We start from the raw sequence: 16,682 nt of genomic DNA, 5'->3' as shown, positions 1-16,682 counted from the left end.
CACGCGAAAGGGGCTCGGCCACCACGGTGGCCGAGCCCCTTTTCCGTCCGGTCAGTGGTTCAGCTCGTCCACCTTCTCGGGTTGGCGGGTCACCACCGGTGCGTGGCCGGCCCGGTCCACCGTGGCCTGGCGGCTCTCCGCACGGGCCACCCGCAGCTGGTGGAAGCCGACGGCGATGAGACCCAGGCCGAGCACGACCATGACGCCGACGACCGGCCAGTGCAGCGCCTCGGGGACGAGGCGGGCCACGAACCAGGAGTCGCGGTCGGGGTCGCTGTATTTCAGGAAGGCCGGAACGACGCCCTGTGCGACCAGCGGGACCCAGCAGACGGTGAAGCACACGTAGATGACGGCGCGGCGGGCCGGTGACGCCTTGTCGATGCCGAGGCGGCTCTCGCCGAGATCCACCCCGCCGAGGGAGGCGGTGATCTGGTCCCAGTCGACGTCGCCGCTGAGGTTGCTCTTGCGGGAGGTGGAGGCCCGCATGGTGGCGAGCAGGTCGGGGCCGGTCGCTTCCAGGTGCTTGGCGGCCAGGTCGCCGAGCAGCCAGGCCAGCAGGATGCCGGTGACCAGGCCGACGCCGGCGCCCGCCCAATCCGGGCCGTAGCGGACGGTGAGATAGGCGGGGGCCGCGGTGGCGGCGACCAGCACCAGCATGAGCAGCACCTGGGTGAAGTCGGTGCCGTTCTCCAGGAGGTTGCCGCTGCGCTTGTGTGGGTCGGTCATCGGCACCGGGCGCAGCACCGAGATCAGCACGATGACGCCGGCGCCGCCACCGATCAGGGCCGGCACCAGGGCGGCCAGCCACGGCCAGGCCCACGTCTGCCCACTGAGCACTGTCGGCACGACGCTGAGGACCACGACCGCCGGGGCGGTCAGCAGCAACCAGGCGAGCTGACGACCGCGGACGTCCTTGCGGGCGGCCCCGGGGGTGAGCACTGTCTGCCAGATCACCGTGCCGTCCTCGCCGTACAGGTTGGCGGAGATGGCGGCGGCCCAGATGCCGAACGCGACACCGATGAACGGCACGAAGATCGGCAGGTCGACCAGGAGCGGCAGCAGGCAGAACGCCAGCGCGTAGACCAGGGAGAAGACCAGGTAGTGAAAGCGCATCAGGTCCCGGGACGCGGTGCGCAGCTCACGACCGACGACGGCTCGCACGCCGCCACCGCGGATCTCCTGCCCGGCGGTGCGGCCACGGGCCGGGCGGCCGCTGGCGCCCCGGTGGCTGAGCCGGCGGACCAACAGCGCGGACCAACCGAGCATGGCCAGCACGCTGAGGACGGCGAGACCGGCCGGCGCGGCGAGGGCGAGCAGCCAGTCACCCCGGCCGGCGGCCTCCACCGCGACGATGCCCCAGCCGGACGGCAGGCGGCGCACCCAGTCCGCCAGGTTCTCCGGGAAACCGGCGGTGAGGGCGTACTGGATGGTGGGTTTGAGCACCCAACCGGTGTGCGTGAGCGCCAGGATGCCGCCGCTGATCACGGCGGCCAGGACCGCACCGATCTTGGCGCGCATCAGCGTGCTGAGCGCGGCGGTGACGAACCGGGAGGCGAGCACCACGAACAGCAGTTGGAGGAAGACCACCGGCACCGCGATCAGGGCGGCGGCACCGCCGACCGGGAGAGCGACGACGATCAGCGCGGTGAAGGCCACCAGGCTGACCACCGGGGCGACGCCGACGAACGCGACGGCGAGCAGACCGGTGGCGAGCCGGCGCGGCGGGATCGGCAGCAGGGCCAGGTGCTCCGGGCGCAGCGTCTCGTCGCCCCCACCGAACAGCACCGGGCCGAACAGCCAGCCGATCATCCAGATGGCGAACGCCGCGCCGACCAGGTCCAGCGGCAGGCCGTCGACCGGCCAGTCGTGCAGGGCCAGCCAGATCGTGCCGCCGGCGAGGACCAGGCCCAGCACGCCGCCGCCGATCATGTCGGCGGCACGCTGCCCGGTCATCGAGTGCCGCAGAACGGCCAGCTTCATCCGGATCAGGATGCCAACCATGACAGCTCCCCCGCGCTCACCGGCTGGCCGCCGACCAGGTCGACGAACCGGTTCTCCAGGGAGGTGCCGCCGCGGACCTCGTCGAGCGGGCCGGAGGCGACCACCCGGCCGCCGGTGACGACCGCGACGTGGTCGCAGAGCTGCTCGACGACCGGCATGACGTGACTGGAGAAGACCACCGAGCCGCCGGCGGCGACGAAGCGCTGGAGGATCACCTTGATCGTCGCCGCCGAGACGGGGTCGACGGCCTCCAGAGGCTCGTCGAGCACCAGCAACTTCGGTGCGTGCAGCAGGGCCGTGGCCAGGCCGATCTTCTTGCGCATGCCGGTCGAGTATTCGAGGACCAGGGTGCTGTCGGCCCGGTCGAGTTCGAGGACCTCCAGCAGCTCCTGGCTGCGCTTGGCGACCGCCTCGGGCTCCATGCCCCGCAGCAGACCCAGGTAGCTGAGCACCTCCCGGCCGGTGAGCCGCTCGGGCATGCCGAGGCCGTCGGGCAGGACGCCGATCAGTTCCTTGGCTCGGACCGGGTCGGCCCAGACGTCCACGCCGAAGATCTCGGCGCGACCGCTGTCGGGGCGCAGCAGCCCGACGGCCATGGACAGCGATGTGGTCTTGCCGGCCCCGTTGGGACCGACCAGCCCGAAGAACGAGCCGCCCGGAACCTCCAGATCGACGTGGTCGACGGCACGCTTGTCACCGAATGCCTTGGACAGCCCGATGAGCCGCAGAGCCGGCGTGGGTGTCGGGGTTGTCACTGGTACCTCCGGAAGTCTCGGACTGGTCGGGCCGCCTTGCCGTCAGCCTGCCGTCAGGCGATCCACAATGGTCTCCAGTATGTCCGTCTGGTGGTTGTTCAGGTAGAAGTGACCACCCCTATAAACTTTCATGGCGTAGGGGCCGGTCGTGTGCGTCCGCCAGGAGTCGGCCTCGTCCACGGTGACCTTCGGGTCCGAATCGCCGGTCAGCACCGTGATCGGACAGGACAGTGGCGGGCCGGGTCGGTACACATAGGTCTCCGCGGCCTTGTAGTCGTTGCGGATCGCCCCGATGATCATGCGGATCAGCTCGTCGTCGTCGAGCAGCTTGCCCTCGGTGCCGTTGAGCCGGCGCATCTCCGCGATCAGGCCGTTGTCACCCAACTGGTGGATGTGCTCGTCGCGGTGCCGCGAGGGCGCACGCCGCCCGGAGGCGAACAGGTGCTTCAGGACGATGCCGTCCTCCTCGAGGAGCCGGGCCACCTCGAAGGCGACCGAGGCGCCCATGCTGTGGCCGAACAGGGCGATCGGGCGGTCGGCGAGCGTGGCGACCTGCTCGGCGACCCTGGCGGCCAGGCCGTGGACGGTGTCGATGCAGGGCTCAGCGCGACGGTCCTGCCGGCCGGGGTACTGCACCGCGAACACCTCGACGCCGGTCAGGGCGCGCGAGACCGGGTGATAGTAACTGGCCGAGCCGCCAGCGTGCGGTAGGCAGACCAGACGCACCGGCGCGTCCGACTTCGGGTGGAACCGGCGCAGCCACAGGCTGGTGTCGACAGTGCTGGTCGTCGTGATGGTCATGTCGGGTCTCCGTTCACGAAAGTCAGGTCAGAGGGTCGCGGTCAGCCAGTCGTGCACTGTCTGCGCGGTGCGGTCGACCTGGTCGCCGACCATGGTGAAGTGGTTGCCGGTGGCGTCGGCCACCGTGTGCGGGTGCTGCCAGGACGGCCGCCAGTCGCGGTCGTCCGGCACCGTGCCGAGGGGCTCACCGGCGCGGACCAGCAGGGTCGGTGCGCTGGTGGGCAGCGGCTCGAAGTCGCCGTAGTGACGCACGTACGACGCCCAGGCGAGATACCGCTGATCGGCCACGCCGGCGTCGTCCAGGTCCAGGCCGTCGAGCAGTTCGGGTATCCACCGGCCGAGCACCGCGTCCGCCGGCGGGTAGGAGTCGAGCAGCACCACGGCGGTCGGACCGACGCCCTCGGCCTCGAGCTCGGCGGCGAGGGCGTTGGCGACCAGGCCGCCGGCCGAGTGTCCGAGCAGGATGAACGGCTCGGCGCCGACGTCCGCGCGGATCGCCCGGGCCTGGAGGCGCAGCGCGGCGGCCAGGTCGGCGGGGGCAGGCTCATCCTCCTGGTAACCGGGGTTGACCAGAGCGGAGATCTGGTACCGGCCGCGCAGGGCGCCGGCCAGCCGGGCGTACTCCTGCGGCCCGGCCATCAGCGAGGTGGTGCAGCAGGCGATGATCCGTGGGCCGCCGCCGTCCTCGGCCAGGCGCGCCAGAGCGGGTACGGCCACCCGCCCCTCGTCCACGTCGGCCGCGGTGAAGCTCGGCCGGTACCCGGCCAGCCGCATCAGCAGTGTCGTGAACTCGTGCAGGTCGTCGCGGTGCCGCGCCTGCCGGAACATCACGTCCAGCGTGGGGGCCGGCGAGGCCGACGTCGTCCCGGCCATCTCCGCCATCAGGTGCCGGGCCAGCCGGTCCGGGTCCTGGTGGGCGAAGAGCAGACCGGGGGCCAGGGTGAGACCGGTGGCGGCGCTGAGACGGTGGCGGATCTCCTGCGCGATCACCGAGTCGACGCCGAGTTCGAGGAAGTCTCGCCCGGGCCGGATGGACTCGATGCCGGAGTAGCCGAGCATCTCGGCGGTCTCCTGCCGGATGAGGTCGCGGACCTCCTCGAACGCGGAGTCCCGCGACAGGACCGGCGCCGACGAGACGGCCGGTGGTTGCTCGGCGGGTGCCGCGGCGGTCGGCATGGCGACGGGCTCCAGCGCCGGCCAGTAGTGCTGCCGCTGGAACGGGTAGGTGGGCAGGTCGACCCGCGCGGTCCCGGGCAGCAGCGCCGCCCAGTCCAGTCGTACGCCCCGGCAGTGCAGTCGGGCGAGCGCGGTGACCAGGGCCTCGACCCCGTCGCGTGACTGCGCGGCGACGAACAGCGGGGCGTTGTCGCGGTCGGCGCCCTCGACGCAGTCCGCGCCCAGTGGGGTGAGCACCGCGTCCGGGCCGATCTCCAGGTAGGCGCTGACGCCCCGCTCGTGCAGAGCCCGGATGCCGTCCGCGAAGCGCACGGTGGCGCGGATCTGGTCCACCCAGTAGTCGGTGCCGAACTCGGCGACGTCGCCGGTGACCGTGGAGATGACCGGGATGCGGGCGGGCGCGTGGGTCAGCCCGCCGATGGCCTGGGCGAACTCCGCGGTCATCGGCGCCATGAGCGGCGAGTGCAGAGCGTGACCCACGTCCAGCGTCCGGGTCTTGCCGAACCGGGCGACGACCTGCTCGACCGCCTCCGCCGCGCCGGCCACCACCACCGACTTCGGCCCGTTCACCGCGGCGACGGACACCACCGCCTCGTGGCCGGCGAGCGCCTCGCGGACCTCCGCCTCCGTCGCCCGGACCGCGACCATCACGCCACCGGCCGGGAGTGCCTGGATGAGCCGCCCCCGTGCCGCGACGAGCGCCGCCGCGTCGGGCAGCGACAGCACCCCGGCCACGTGCGCCGCCGCGATCTCCCCGGTGGAGTGGCCGATGAGCTGATCCGGGACCACTCCGAACGACGTGACCAGGCGGTACAGCGCGACCTCGACAGCGAACAGGGCCGCCTGGGCGTACCCGGTCCGCTCCAGCGCCGCCTCGTCGTCGAGGATCACCTCCCGGATCGGCCGGTCCAGGTGGACGTCGAGTTCGGCGCACACCGCGTCGAACGCCTCGGCGTACGCCGGGAAGCTGGCGTACAGGTCCCGGCCCGTACCGGCCCGCTGCGCGCCCTGGCCGGAGAAGACGAAGGCCACCTGCGGCCGGGCGGTAGCGAGGTCGCCCGGGTCGGTCCCGTCGGCGATCCGGGTCAGCGCCGCGGTCAGGCTGTCCGTGCCGGTGCCGACCGCCGCCGCCCGGTACTCGAAGTGCGACCGGGTGACAGCGAGCGAGCCGGCAACGTCGGCCGGGTCCAGGCCGGGGTGCTCCCTCAGATGGTCGAGCAGTTGCGCCGCCTGGGCCCGGAGCCCGGCGGGCTCGCGGGCCGACACCGGCCAGGTCAGGACGCCGTGCGCCGCACGGGTCCCCGGGGTGGCGATCCGGTCCTCTTCCTCCGTCGGCTGTTCGAGGATCACGTGGGCGTTGGTGCCGCTGACACCGAACGAGGAGACGGCGGCGCGGCGCGGCCGACCCGTGGCGGGCCACGGGCGCGCCGAGGTGAGCAGTTCGACGGCTCCGGCGGACCAGTCCACCTGCGGGGTGGGCCGGTCGACGTGCAGGGTGGCCGGCAGCACGCCGTAGCGCATCGCCTGGATCATCTTGATGATGCCGGTGACCCCGGCGGCGGCCTGGGTGTGGCCGATGTTGGACTTGATCGAGCCGAGCCACACCGGCTGGTCGGCCGGCCGGTCCTGACCGTACGTGGCCAGCAGCGCCTGCGCCTCGATCGGATCACCGAGCCGGGTGCCGGTGCCGTGCGCCTCCACCACGTCGACGTCGGCCGCGGTGAGCCGGGCGTTCGCCAGCGCGGTCCGGATCACCCGCTGCTGGGCGGGGCCGTTCGGGGCGGTCAGGCCACTGGACGCGCCGTCCTGGTTGACAGCGCTGCCGCGCAGCACGGCGAGCACCGGATGGCCGTTGCGGCGGGCGTCGGACAGCCGTTCCAGCAGCACCATCGCGGCGCCCTCGCCCCAACCGGTGCCGTCGGCGGCGGCGGCGAACGACTTGCAGCGGCCGTTGGTGGCGAGCCCACCCTGCCGGGAGAACTCGACGAACACCGACGGGGTGGCCATCACGGCGACGCCGCCGGCCAGCGCCAGACTGCACTCGCCGTCGCGCAGGGACTGGGCGGCGAGATGCACCGCGACCAGCGACGACGAGCAGGCGGTGTCCACTGTGAGCGCCGGTCCCTCCAGGCCGAACGTGTACGAGATCCGCCCGGAGACCACGCTCGCCGAGTTGCCGGTGCCGAGGTGCCCGTCGAAGCCCTGCGCCAGGGCGGCGACCAGCACGCCGGTGTAGTCCTGGTTGTTGGTGCCGGCGAAGACGCCGGTGCGGCTGCCCCGGGCGGTGGCCCGGTCGATCCCGGCCCGCTCGAAGGTCTCCCACGCGGTCTCCAGGAGCAGCCGCTGCTGCGGGTCCATGGCGATCGCCTCGCGCGGCGAGATACCGAAGAAGCCGGGATCGAAGTCACCCGCGTCGTACAGGAACGCGCCCGCGCCGGCGGTGCTGAGCTCGGACAGGGCACCCAGGTCCCAGCCCCGGTCGGGCGGGAACTCGCCGATCGCGTCCCGGCCGTCGGTCACCAGGTCCCAGAGCTGCTCGGGGCCGCGGATCCCGCCGGGCAGCCGGCAACCCATCGAGACGATCGCGATCGGCTCGGGCGCGGGCGGGGCCGCCGGGACGGCGTTGCGCTGCTTCAGCCGCTTGTTGTCGGCGAGCGCCGCACGCAGCGCCGCCACCACCTCGTCGTAACTCGTGGCCATCGTTTACTCCCCGTCAGCTCTCGGTGCCGTCGAGGGCGAGGCGGACCAGCTCGCTGACATCGAGCTCGGCCAGGTCCTCACCGTCGTCATCGGTGGCCGGCGACGCATCCGGCGCCTCCGGCCCGGTCTGTGCCAGGCCGAGCAGGGTGTCCAGCAGGCCGGCCGCGCGCAGCCGCTCCACCGGGATCCGGGACAGGACCTGTCGGACCTGCTGCTCCTCCGGGTCCCCGCCCGCCTCCGGGCCGGCCAACTGGTCGAGGACGTGCTCGGCCAGGACCAGCGGTGACGGGTAGTCGAAGATCAGCGTCGCGGGCAACGGCAGGCCGAGTTCGGCGGAGAGCGCGTTGCGCAGCTCCACCCCGGTCAGCGAGTCGAAGCCGAGTTCGAGGAACCCACGGTCGACGTCGACGCCGCCGGGGGCGGTGTGCCCCAGCACGGTGGCCGCGTTCTTGCGGATCAGGTCGAGCACGACCCGTTCCCGCTCGGCTGCCGGCAGGCCGGTCAGGCTGCGGCGCAGCACGTCGGCGTCGGCGGCGCTCTCGGCGCCCGGCGCGGCGGCGGTGAGCGCCGCCCGCGCCTCGTCGATCTCGTCCAGCAGCCGGCCGGAGCGGACCGCCTGGAACGGCAACGCGAACCGGGCCCAGTCGACGTCGGCGACGGCGAGCGCCACCTCACGGTCGTCGATGGCGGCGGCGAGCGCCTCGATCGCCGACTCCGGATTCATCACCGGCAGGCCACGGCGGCGCAACTGCTCCTGGGCTGGCCCTTCGGCCATTCCACCATCGCCCCACGGACCCCAGGCCACCGCGGTACCGGCGAGGCCGCGACCCCGCCGGGCCTCGGCGAGGGCATCGAGGTACGCGTTGGCGGCCGCGTACGCACCCTGGCCGCCGCTGCCCCAGATCCCCGCGATCGAGGAGAAGAGCACGAACGCGTCGAGCGGCCGTTCGCCGAGCAGCGCGTCCAGGTGCACCGCACCGGCGATCTTGGCGCGGACCACGGAGGCGAACTCGTCCAGATCGGTGTCCCGCAGCGATCCGGGGGTGCCGATGCCGGCGGCGTGCACCACAGCGGTCAGCGGCAGGTCGGCGGGGACGCGGTCGAGCACCCCGGCCAGCGCGTCCCGGTCCGCGACGTCACAGGCCTCGACGGTGACCCGGGTGCCGAGCGCGGTCAGCTCGCCGGTCAGGTCGGCCACCCCGGGTGCGTCGGCGCCCCGGCGGCTGAGCAGGAGCAGGTGCTCGGCTCCTCGTTCGGCGAGCAGCCGCGCGACCCGCCCGCCCAGCGCTCCGGTGCCACCGGTGATCAGGACCGTGCCGCGCGGGCGCCACTGCGGACCCGGTGTCGTGCTGCGCGGGTGGCGGACCAGGCGGCGACCGAAGATCGCCGAGGCGCGGACCGCCACCTGGTCCTCACCGCCTCCGGCGCCGGCACCGGCCAGCACGGCGCAGAGCCGTGAGCCGGCGCGGTCGTCGAGCAGGGGCGGCAGGTCGACCAGACCGGCCCACAGCCGGGGCTGTTCCAGGGCGGCGACCCGGCCGAGGCCCCAGACCTGCGCCTGGGCGGGCGCGGCGACCCGCTCCGAGCCGCCGATCGCGACGGCGCCGCGGGTCACGCTCCACACCGGAGCCGTGGCGCCGAGCTGGTCGAGGGCCTGGACCAGCGTCACCGTGCCGGCGACGCCCCTGGTGAGGATCGGGTGCGTGGGATGCGGCTCCTGGTCGAGGGCGAGCAGGGACAGGATGCCGTGCACCGGGCCGTGTTCGTCGAGGGCCGCGCCGAGCCGCGCGGCGGTGCCGGCCCGGGTCAGGTCGGCCGGCGTCAGCGTGATGGTTCCGGTCGCCGCGCCGTGCCGGCGCAGCACGGCGGCGAGTTCCGCCGTGGGGTGCTCCGGGGTGCTGACCAGCAGCCAGGTGCCGGTCAGGGTGGGCGTCCCGGTCGAGGACAGGGGCCGCCAGCGTACGCCGTAGCGCCACCCGTCGATCGTCGAGCTGCGCCGGGCCTGCCGCCGCCAGTCGGAGAGTGCGCGGACGACCGCCGGGAGGGTGGCGTCGGGCGGCAGGGCGAGTTCGGCGCCGATGCCGTCGAGGTCCGCGCGCTCGATGCGGTCCCACAGGTGCTCGTCGTTGTCGGCGGTGGGCCGGGCCCAGGAGACCGAACCGGGCCAGTAGTGCTGCCGTTGGAAGGCGTAGGTGGGCAGGTCGACCCGGCGCGCCCCGGGGTGCAGAGCGGCCCAGTCCACCGCGACACCCCGGACGTGGAGTTTGGCGAGTGCGGTGCGCAGGGCGGTGGGCTGGTCCCGGTCGGCGCGTTGCACCGGCACGAAGACCGCGTCGGTCACGCAGTCCGCGCCCATCGCGGACAGCACACCGTCCGGGCCGATCTCCACGAACGTGGCGACACCCAGGCCTTCCAGGGTGGCGATGCCGTCGGCGAAGCGCACCGCCTCCCGCACGTGCCGCACCCAGTACGCCGCGTCCTGCGTCTCACCAACCTGCCCCGTCACGTTCGACACGACCGGAATCCGCGGAGACGCGTAGGTCAACGTCTCCGCAACCTGTGCGAACTCCACCAGCATCGGCTCCATCAACACCGAATGGAACGCGTGAGAAACCTTGAGCCGCTTCGACTTCTCAAAGTGCGCCACGACCGCCGCCACCTCGTCGGCGGCACCGGACAGCACCACCGAACGCGGACCGTTGACCGCCGCGACCGACACCCCGTCGACCAACAGCGGCAGCACCTCCGCCTCGGTCGCCCGAACCGCGACCATCACACCACCGGCCGGCAACGCCTGCATCAACCGGCCCCGCGCCGCGACCAGCTTCGCCGCGTCGGCCAGCGACAGCACCCCGGCGACATGCGCGGCGGCGATCTCCCCGATCGAGTGCCCCACCAGATAGTCGGGGGTGGCACCCACCAGGCGGTACAGCGCGACCTCGACAGCGAACAAGGCGGCCTGCGTGTAGACGGTCTGGTCCAGCTCACCGCCGTCGGCGATCACCGCACGCAACGGCCGGTCCAGATGCAGATCCAGCTCCGCGCAGGCCGCGTCGAACGCCTCGGCGAACACCGGGTACGTGGCGGCCAGTTCCAGGCCCATGCCCGGGCGCTGCGACCCCTGCCCGGAGAACACGAACGCCGTCCTGCCCCGCACCACCGAACCGGTGATCGGAGCCGGTGATCCGGCGGCCACCGCCGCCAGCTCGGCACGCCCGAACACCGCGGCCCGGTGCCGGTGCTGGGTACGGGTGGTGGCGAGGGAGAAACCGACGTCGTACGGGTCCAGCCCCGGGTGCTCGTCCAGGTGAGCGAGCAACCGCCCGGCCTGGTCGCTCAGCCCCTCCTCGGTCCGCGAGCTGAGCAGCCACGTGGCGGGGCGCTGCGGGTTCGTGGTGGGGGCGGCGGTCGCTGGGTCGCCCTCCAGCACGACGTGGGCGTTGGTGCCGCTGATGCCGAACGATGACACGGCGGCCCGGCGCGGCCCGGCGCCCTCCCACGGCAGGGACCGGTCGAGCAGCGCTACCGCACCGGCTTCCCAGTCCACCTCGGCGCTCGGCTGGTCGACGTGCAGCGTCCGGGGCAGCACCCCGTACCGCATCGCCTGGATCACCTTGATCACCCCGGCGACTCCGGCGGCGGCCTGGGTGTGGCCGATGTTTGACTTGATCGAGCCGAGCCGCAGCGGGCGGTCCGCCGGTCGGTGCTGCCCGTACGTGGCGAGCAGCGCCTGTGCCTCGATCGGGTCGCCGAGCCGGGTGCCGGTGCCGTGCGCCTCCACCAGGTCCACCTCGGAGGGTCGCAGGCCCGCGTCGGCGAGCGCGGCCCGGATCACCCGTTGCTGGGCGGGGCCGTTGGGGGCGGTCAGCCCGTTCGACGCGCCGTCCTGGTTGATCGCGCTGCCGCGTACCGTGGCGAGGATCTGGTGACCCGCGGCCAGCGCCGCGGATCGGCGCTCGAGCAGCAGCATGCCCGCGCCCTCGCCCCAGCCGGTGCCGTCGGCGCCGTCGGCGAACGCCTTGCAGCGGCCGTCGGCGGCGAGCCCGCGCTGACGGCTGAACTCGACGAACCGGCCCGGGGTGGCCATCACCGTGACGCCGCCAGCCAGCGCCTGGCGGCACTCGCCCTGGCGCAGCGACTGGGCGGCGAGGTGCAGCGCGACCAGCGACGACGAGCAGGCGGTGTCGATGGTGACGGCCGGTCCCTCCAGGCCGAGCGCGTAGGAGATCCGGCCGGACGCGACACTGCCGGCGTTGCCGGTCATGGTGTGCCCCTCGACGCCCTCCGTGGAGCCGTAGAGCAGCGCGCCGTAGTCCTGGCCGTTCGAGCCGACGAAGACGCCGACCTGCTCCCCGCGGGCGGTCGACGGGTCGATGCCGGCGTGCTCGAAGGCCTCCCACGCGGTCTCCAGCAGGAGCCGCTGCTGCGGGTCCATGGCCAGTGCCTCACGCGGGGAGATGCCGAAGAACTCGGGATCGAACGCAGCGGCGCCGTAGAGGAAGCCGCCCTCGCGCACGTAGCTGGTGCCGGCGTTGTCCGGGTCGGCGTCGTAGACGCTGTCGAGGTCCCAGCCACGGTCGGCGGGGAACGTGGAGATCGCGTCCACCTCGCCGTGCACGAGCTGCCACAGCTGGTCCGGGTTGTCCGCGCCGCCGGGGAAGCGGCACGACATGCCCACCACGACGATCGGGTCGTCCTGGTCGGCGGCGGTGGAGACGTCCGGGTCGGCATCCGGCTCGGCGTCACCGTCGGTCCCTCCGGCGAGCAGACCGCCGAGGTGGGCGCCGAGGGCGAGGGCGGTCGGATGGTCGAAGATCAGGGTGGCGGGCAGCCGCAGGCCGACGGCCGCGCCGAGCGCGTTGCGCAGTTCGACAGCGGTGAGCGAGTCGAACCCGAGGTCACGGAAGGCGCGCTCCGGTTCGACGCCGTCCGCGCCGGAGTGGCCGAGGACCGCCGCGGCGTGCCCGCGGACCAGCTCGACCAGGGCTGCGGAGCGGTCCCGGGCGGTCATCGACAGCAGGCGCCGGGTCAGGTCGCCGGACGGGTCGGTGCCGGTGCTCCCGGCGGCTTCCCAGAGGGTGGCGAGGGTGGGGTTGGGGCGTACGGCGGTGAAGGTGGGGGCGAACCGCTCCCAGTCCACGTCGGTCAGGGCGAGGGCCGGCTCACCGGCGCCGATCGCGCTGGCGAGGCCGGTGAGGGCCAGCGCCGGGTCCATGGCGCCCAGGCCGCCCCGGCTGAGCCGCTCCCGGCGTACGGCCTCCTCGGCGAGGCCTCCGTCGCCCCAGCGGCCCCAGGCGATCGAGGTGGCCGGCAGGCCGGCGGCGGCCCGCTGCTCGGCCAGGGCGTCGAGGTACGCGTTCGCGGCGGCGTACGCGCCCTGCCCGGCGTTGCCGAGGGTGCCGGCGAGCGACGAGAACAGCACGAACGCGGTGAGGTCCCGGTCCCGGGTGAGGTCGTGCAGGTGCTGGGCGGCGACGGCCTTCGGGGCGAGCACCCGCTCGATCCGGTCCCGGTCGAGGCTGCCGAGCGTGCCGTCGTCCAGGACGGCGGCGGTGTGGAAGACGGAGGTCAGGTCCGGCAGGCCGTCGATCAGGGTTCGCAGGGCGTCCCGGTCGACGATGTCGCAGGCGGTGATGGTGACGCGGGCGCCGGCCTGCTCCAACTCGGCGCGCAGGTCGTCGGCGCCGGGGGCGTCCGGGCCGCGGCGGCTGGTGAGCACCAGGTGCTCGGCGCCGTTGCGGGCCAGCCAGCGGGCCGTGTGCGCGCCGATCGCGCCGGTGCCGCCGGTGACCAGTGCGGTGCCCGACGGCGACCACCCGGGGGTGGTGCCCTGCGGGGCGCGGGTCAGCCGGCGGGTGTAGAGGCCCGAGGCGCGGACGGCGAACTGGTCCTCGTCGTCGCCGGCGGTGAGTGCCGCGACGAGCCGGGCGGCCGACCGGGGGTCGGGCTGCGCCGGCAGGTCGATCAGGCCACCCCAGCGGTGCGGCTCTTCCAGTGCGACGACCCGGCCGAAGCCCCAGAGGGCTGCCTGCGTGGGTGCCGGGGCGGCGTCGGAACGGCCGACCCGGACTCCGGAGCGGGTGGCGAGCCAGAGCGGGGCGGTGATGCCCGCGTCCGCGAGACCGTTCAGCACTGTGGACGCGTCGTGCACCGCGTCGGCGGCCTCGGCGGCGGGCAGGGACAGCAGGGACAGCACTCCGTCGACGGGTGTCGCGCCGGTGGAGGCGTTGACCGCGTCGGTGAGGGCGCTCCGGTCGATCGGGCCGGGAGCGATGGCCACCGGTACGACCCGGGCGCCGGCCTGCGCGAGGGCGTCCTCGGCGGCGTCCGCCCAGGGTTCGTTGGCAGTGCGAAGGACCAGCCAGGTGCCGGTGAGGGTGTTCTCGGTCGGGGCGGTCCTGCTCTGCCAGGTGACCCGGTACCGCCAGTCGTCGAGGGTGTGGTGCTCGCGCTTGCGGCGGCGCCAGGCGGTGAGGGCGGGCAGCAGTTCGCCACCGTCGCCGGTGATGCCCAGCGGGGTGAGGTCGCCGTTCTCGACGGCCTGCCAGAACTCGCTGTCCACCGGGTCGGCCGCGCTGATCGCGCTGCCACGGGTGGGCCAGTAGCGCTCGTGCTGGAACGGGTACGTCGGCAGGTCCACGACCCGGGTGGCCGCGATGATGGTGCTCCAGTCGACCGGCGCGCCCCGTACCCACGCCTCGGCCAACGACCGTACGACCTGCTGGGGGCCGCCCGCGTCACGGCGCAGCGTGCCGATGGTGGTGGCCTCGATCGCCCCGGCGAGCACCGGGTGAGCGCTGACCTCGATGAAGATCCGATGCCCGGCCGCCTGCGCCGCCGCGACGGCCAGGTCGAGGCGCACCGGCTGGCGCAGATTGCGATACCAGTAGTCGGCGTCCATCTGACCGCCGTTCTCCACCGTGGAGAACACGGGCACCTCGCCGGCCAGCGGTTGCACCCCGTCCAGGACACGGGCCAGCTCCGCCTCCACCGGCTCGACCAGAGCGCAGTGCGAGGCGTAATCCACCTTCACCCGCTTCGCCCGCACCCCGGCAGCCTCCGCAGCCGCCAGGAACGCATCCAGGTCAGCACCCGCGACGGCGACGCTGGTCGGACCGTTGACCACCGCGACGCTGACCCCGTCGGTCAGCAGGGGGGTGACCACGTCCAGGCCGGCGTTGACCGACACCATCCCACCAGTGCCCGACAACGCGAGCAGCGCTTGGCTGCGCAACGCCACGACCTTCGCCGCGTCGCTGAGCGACAGCACCCCGGCCACACAGGCCGCCGCGATCTCCCCCTGGGAGTGGCCGATCACCGCATCCGGGGTCACACCCTTCGCCCGCCACACCTCGGCGAGAGAGACGTGCACCGCCCACAGGACCGGCTGGACCACGTCCACCCGCTCCAACGGATCGTCCGAGCGCAGCACCTCCAACAGATTCCAGTCCACGAACGGATCCAAGGCCGCCGCGCACTCCGCGATCCGCGCCGCGAACACCGGCTCCGCATCCAACAGCTCCACGGCCATACCGACCCACTGCGAACCCTGACCCGGAAACACGAACACCACGCCCGAGTCCGGGTGGGCCGCACCAGAGACCACCGAAGCCGACGGCAGGCCGTCCCGGAGGGCGGACAGGCCCGCGGAGTGGTCCGGGCCGAGCACGACCGCCCGGTGGCTCAACACCGACCGGGTGGACAGCAGCGAGTACGCCACCGCGCCCGGATCCGCCGTCACCCGCGACAACCGATCCGCCTGCCCACGCAGCGCCTCCGGCGCCGCCGCCGACAACAGCCACGGCACATCCGGCGCCGTCCCGACCGGCTCGTCCACCGGAGCGGCCGGTGCCTCCTCGATGATCACGTGGGCGTTCGTGCCGGACACCCCGAACGACGACACCCCGGCCCGGCGGGGACGCTCCCCCGCCGCCCACGGGCGCGGTGCCGTCAGCAGCTCCACCGCACCATCGGACCAGTCCACCTGCGGCGTCGGCTCGTCCACGTGCAGGGTCCGCGGCAACGTCTCATGACGCAGCGCCTCGACCATCTTGATGATCCCCGCGACGCCGGCGGCGGCCTGTGTGTGCCCGATGTTCGACTTCACCGACCCCAACCACAACGGCTGGTCCGCCGGGCGCTCCCGGCCGTAGGTGGCGAGCAGGGCCTGCGCCTCGATCGGGTCGCCCAGCCGGGTGCCGGTCCCGTGCGCCTCCACCACGTCGACGTCCGCCGCCGAGAGCCGGGCGTCGACCAGCGCCGCCTGGATCACCCGCTGCTGCGACGGCCCGTTCGGGGCGGTCAGCCCGTTGGACGCACCGTCCTGGTTGACAGCGCTGCCGCGTACCACGGCGAGCACCGGATGCCCGTTGCGCTGGGCCTCGGACAGCCGCTCCAACAGCAGCACACCCGCGCCCTCGGCGAAGCCGGTGCCGTCGGCGGCACCGGCGAAGGCCTTGCAACGGCCGTCGGCGGCCAGGCCGCGCTGACGGGAGAAGCCGACGAACAGCGACGGGGTCGCCATCACTGTCACACCGCCGGCCAGCGCGAGCGAGCATTCACCGGCCCGCAGCGCCTGCGCCGCCAGGTGCAGCGCGACCAGCGACGACGAGCAGGCCGTGTCGACGGTGACCGCCGGCCCCTCCAGGCCCAGCGAGTACGACACCCGGCCGGAGATCACCGCACCCGCATTGCCGGTGGCAAGGTAGCCCTCCAGGCCCTCGGACGCACCCATCAGCATGGCCGCGTAGTCCGAGCCGTTGGTGCCCGCGAACACGCCGGTCGGCGACCCGGACAGCGACGCCGGGTCGATGCCGGCCCGCTCGATCGCCTCCCACGACACCTCCAGCAGGAGCCGCTGCGCCGGGTCCATCGCCAGGGCCTCGCGCGGGCTGATGCCGAAGAATCCGGCGTCGAAGTCGCCCGCCCCGCTGAGGAACCCGCCCTCGGCGGCGTACGACGTTCCGGGGTTGTCCGGGTCGGGGTCGAACAGCGCCTCGGTGTCCCAGCCCCGGTCGGCCGGGAACGGCGTGATGCCGTCCCCGTCCGCGGCGACCAGGTTCCACAGTGACTCCGGGGAGTCCACGCCACCGGGGAACCGGCAGCCCACACCGATGATCGCGATCGGTTCGTCGGCGCGTACCTCCAGGTGCCGGATACGCTCCTGGGCGGTTTCCAGGTCGGCGGTGACCCGCTTGAGGAAGTAGCGCAACCGCTCTTCGTTGGCCATCGGTGGTCTCCCCTTGTGAG

3 protein-coding genes and 2 pseudogenes are annotated in these 16,682 nt (G+C 73.6%); all 5 read right to left on the bottom strand.

Going from position 1 to position 16,682, the window contains the following annotated elements:
• Nucleotides 1–51 precede the first annotated feature (51 nt).
• On the bottom strand, nucleotides 52–2,001 hold the full coding sequence (locus CLT68_RS18925; RefSeq protein WP_099852491.1) for a hypothetical protein: 1,950 nt from the start codon (nucleotides 1,999–2,001) through the stop codon (nucleotides 52–54).
• Complete coding sequence (locus CLT68_RS18920; RefSeq protein WP_099852489.1) at nucleotides 1,986–2,756, bottom strand: ABC transporter ATP-binding protein; 771 nt, start codon at nucleotides 2,754–2,756, stop codon at nucleotides 1,986–1,988. Before CLT68_RS18920 ends, CLT68_RS18925 begins: the two co-directional genes overlap by 16 nt.
• 42 nt (nucleotides 2,757–2,798) lie before the next feature.
• Nucleotides 2,799–3,557 carry an alpha/beta fold hydrolase gene (locus CLT68_RS18915; RefSeq protein ID WP_099852487.1) on the bottom strand — a complete coding sequence of 253 codons (759 nt, stop codon included), beginning with the start codon at nucleotides 3,555–3,557 and terminating at the stop codon, nucleotides 2,799–2,801.
• Nucleotides 3,558–3,584: 27 nt separating this feature from the next.
• Nucleotides 3,585–7,394: pseudogene (locus CLT68_RS18910) on the bottom strand (type I polyketide synthase); the annotation flags it as partial.
• Between the two features lie 52 nt (nucleotides 7,395–7,446).
• Nucleotides 7,447–16,656: pseudogene (locus CLT68_RS33215) on the bottom strand (type I polyketide synthase); the annotation flags it as partial.
• Between the last annotated feature and the right edge of the window lie 26 nt (nucleotides 16,657–16,682).

It is taken from the genome of Micromonospora sp. CNZ299, assembly GCF_002754415.1.
This window is presented reverse-complemented; position numbering and strand designations above follow the sequence as displayed.

Coding starts and splice junctions, on each gene's coding strand:
- CLT68_RS18925 (WP_099852491.1), bottom strand. CDS start 2,001: ATGGTTGGCATCCTGATCCGGATGAAGCTGGCCGTTCTGCGGCACTCG.
- CLT68_RS18915 (WP_099852487.1), bottom strand. CDS start 3,557: ATGACCATCACGACGACCAGCACTGTCGACACCAGCCTGTGGCTGCGC.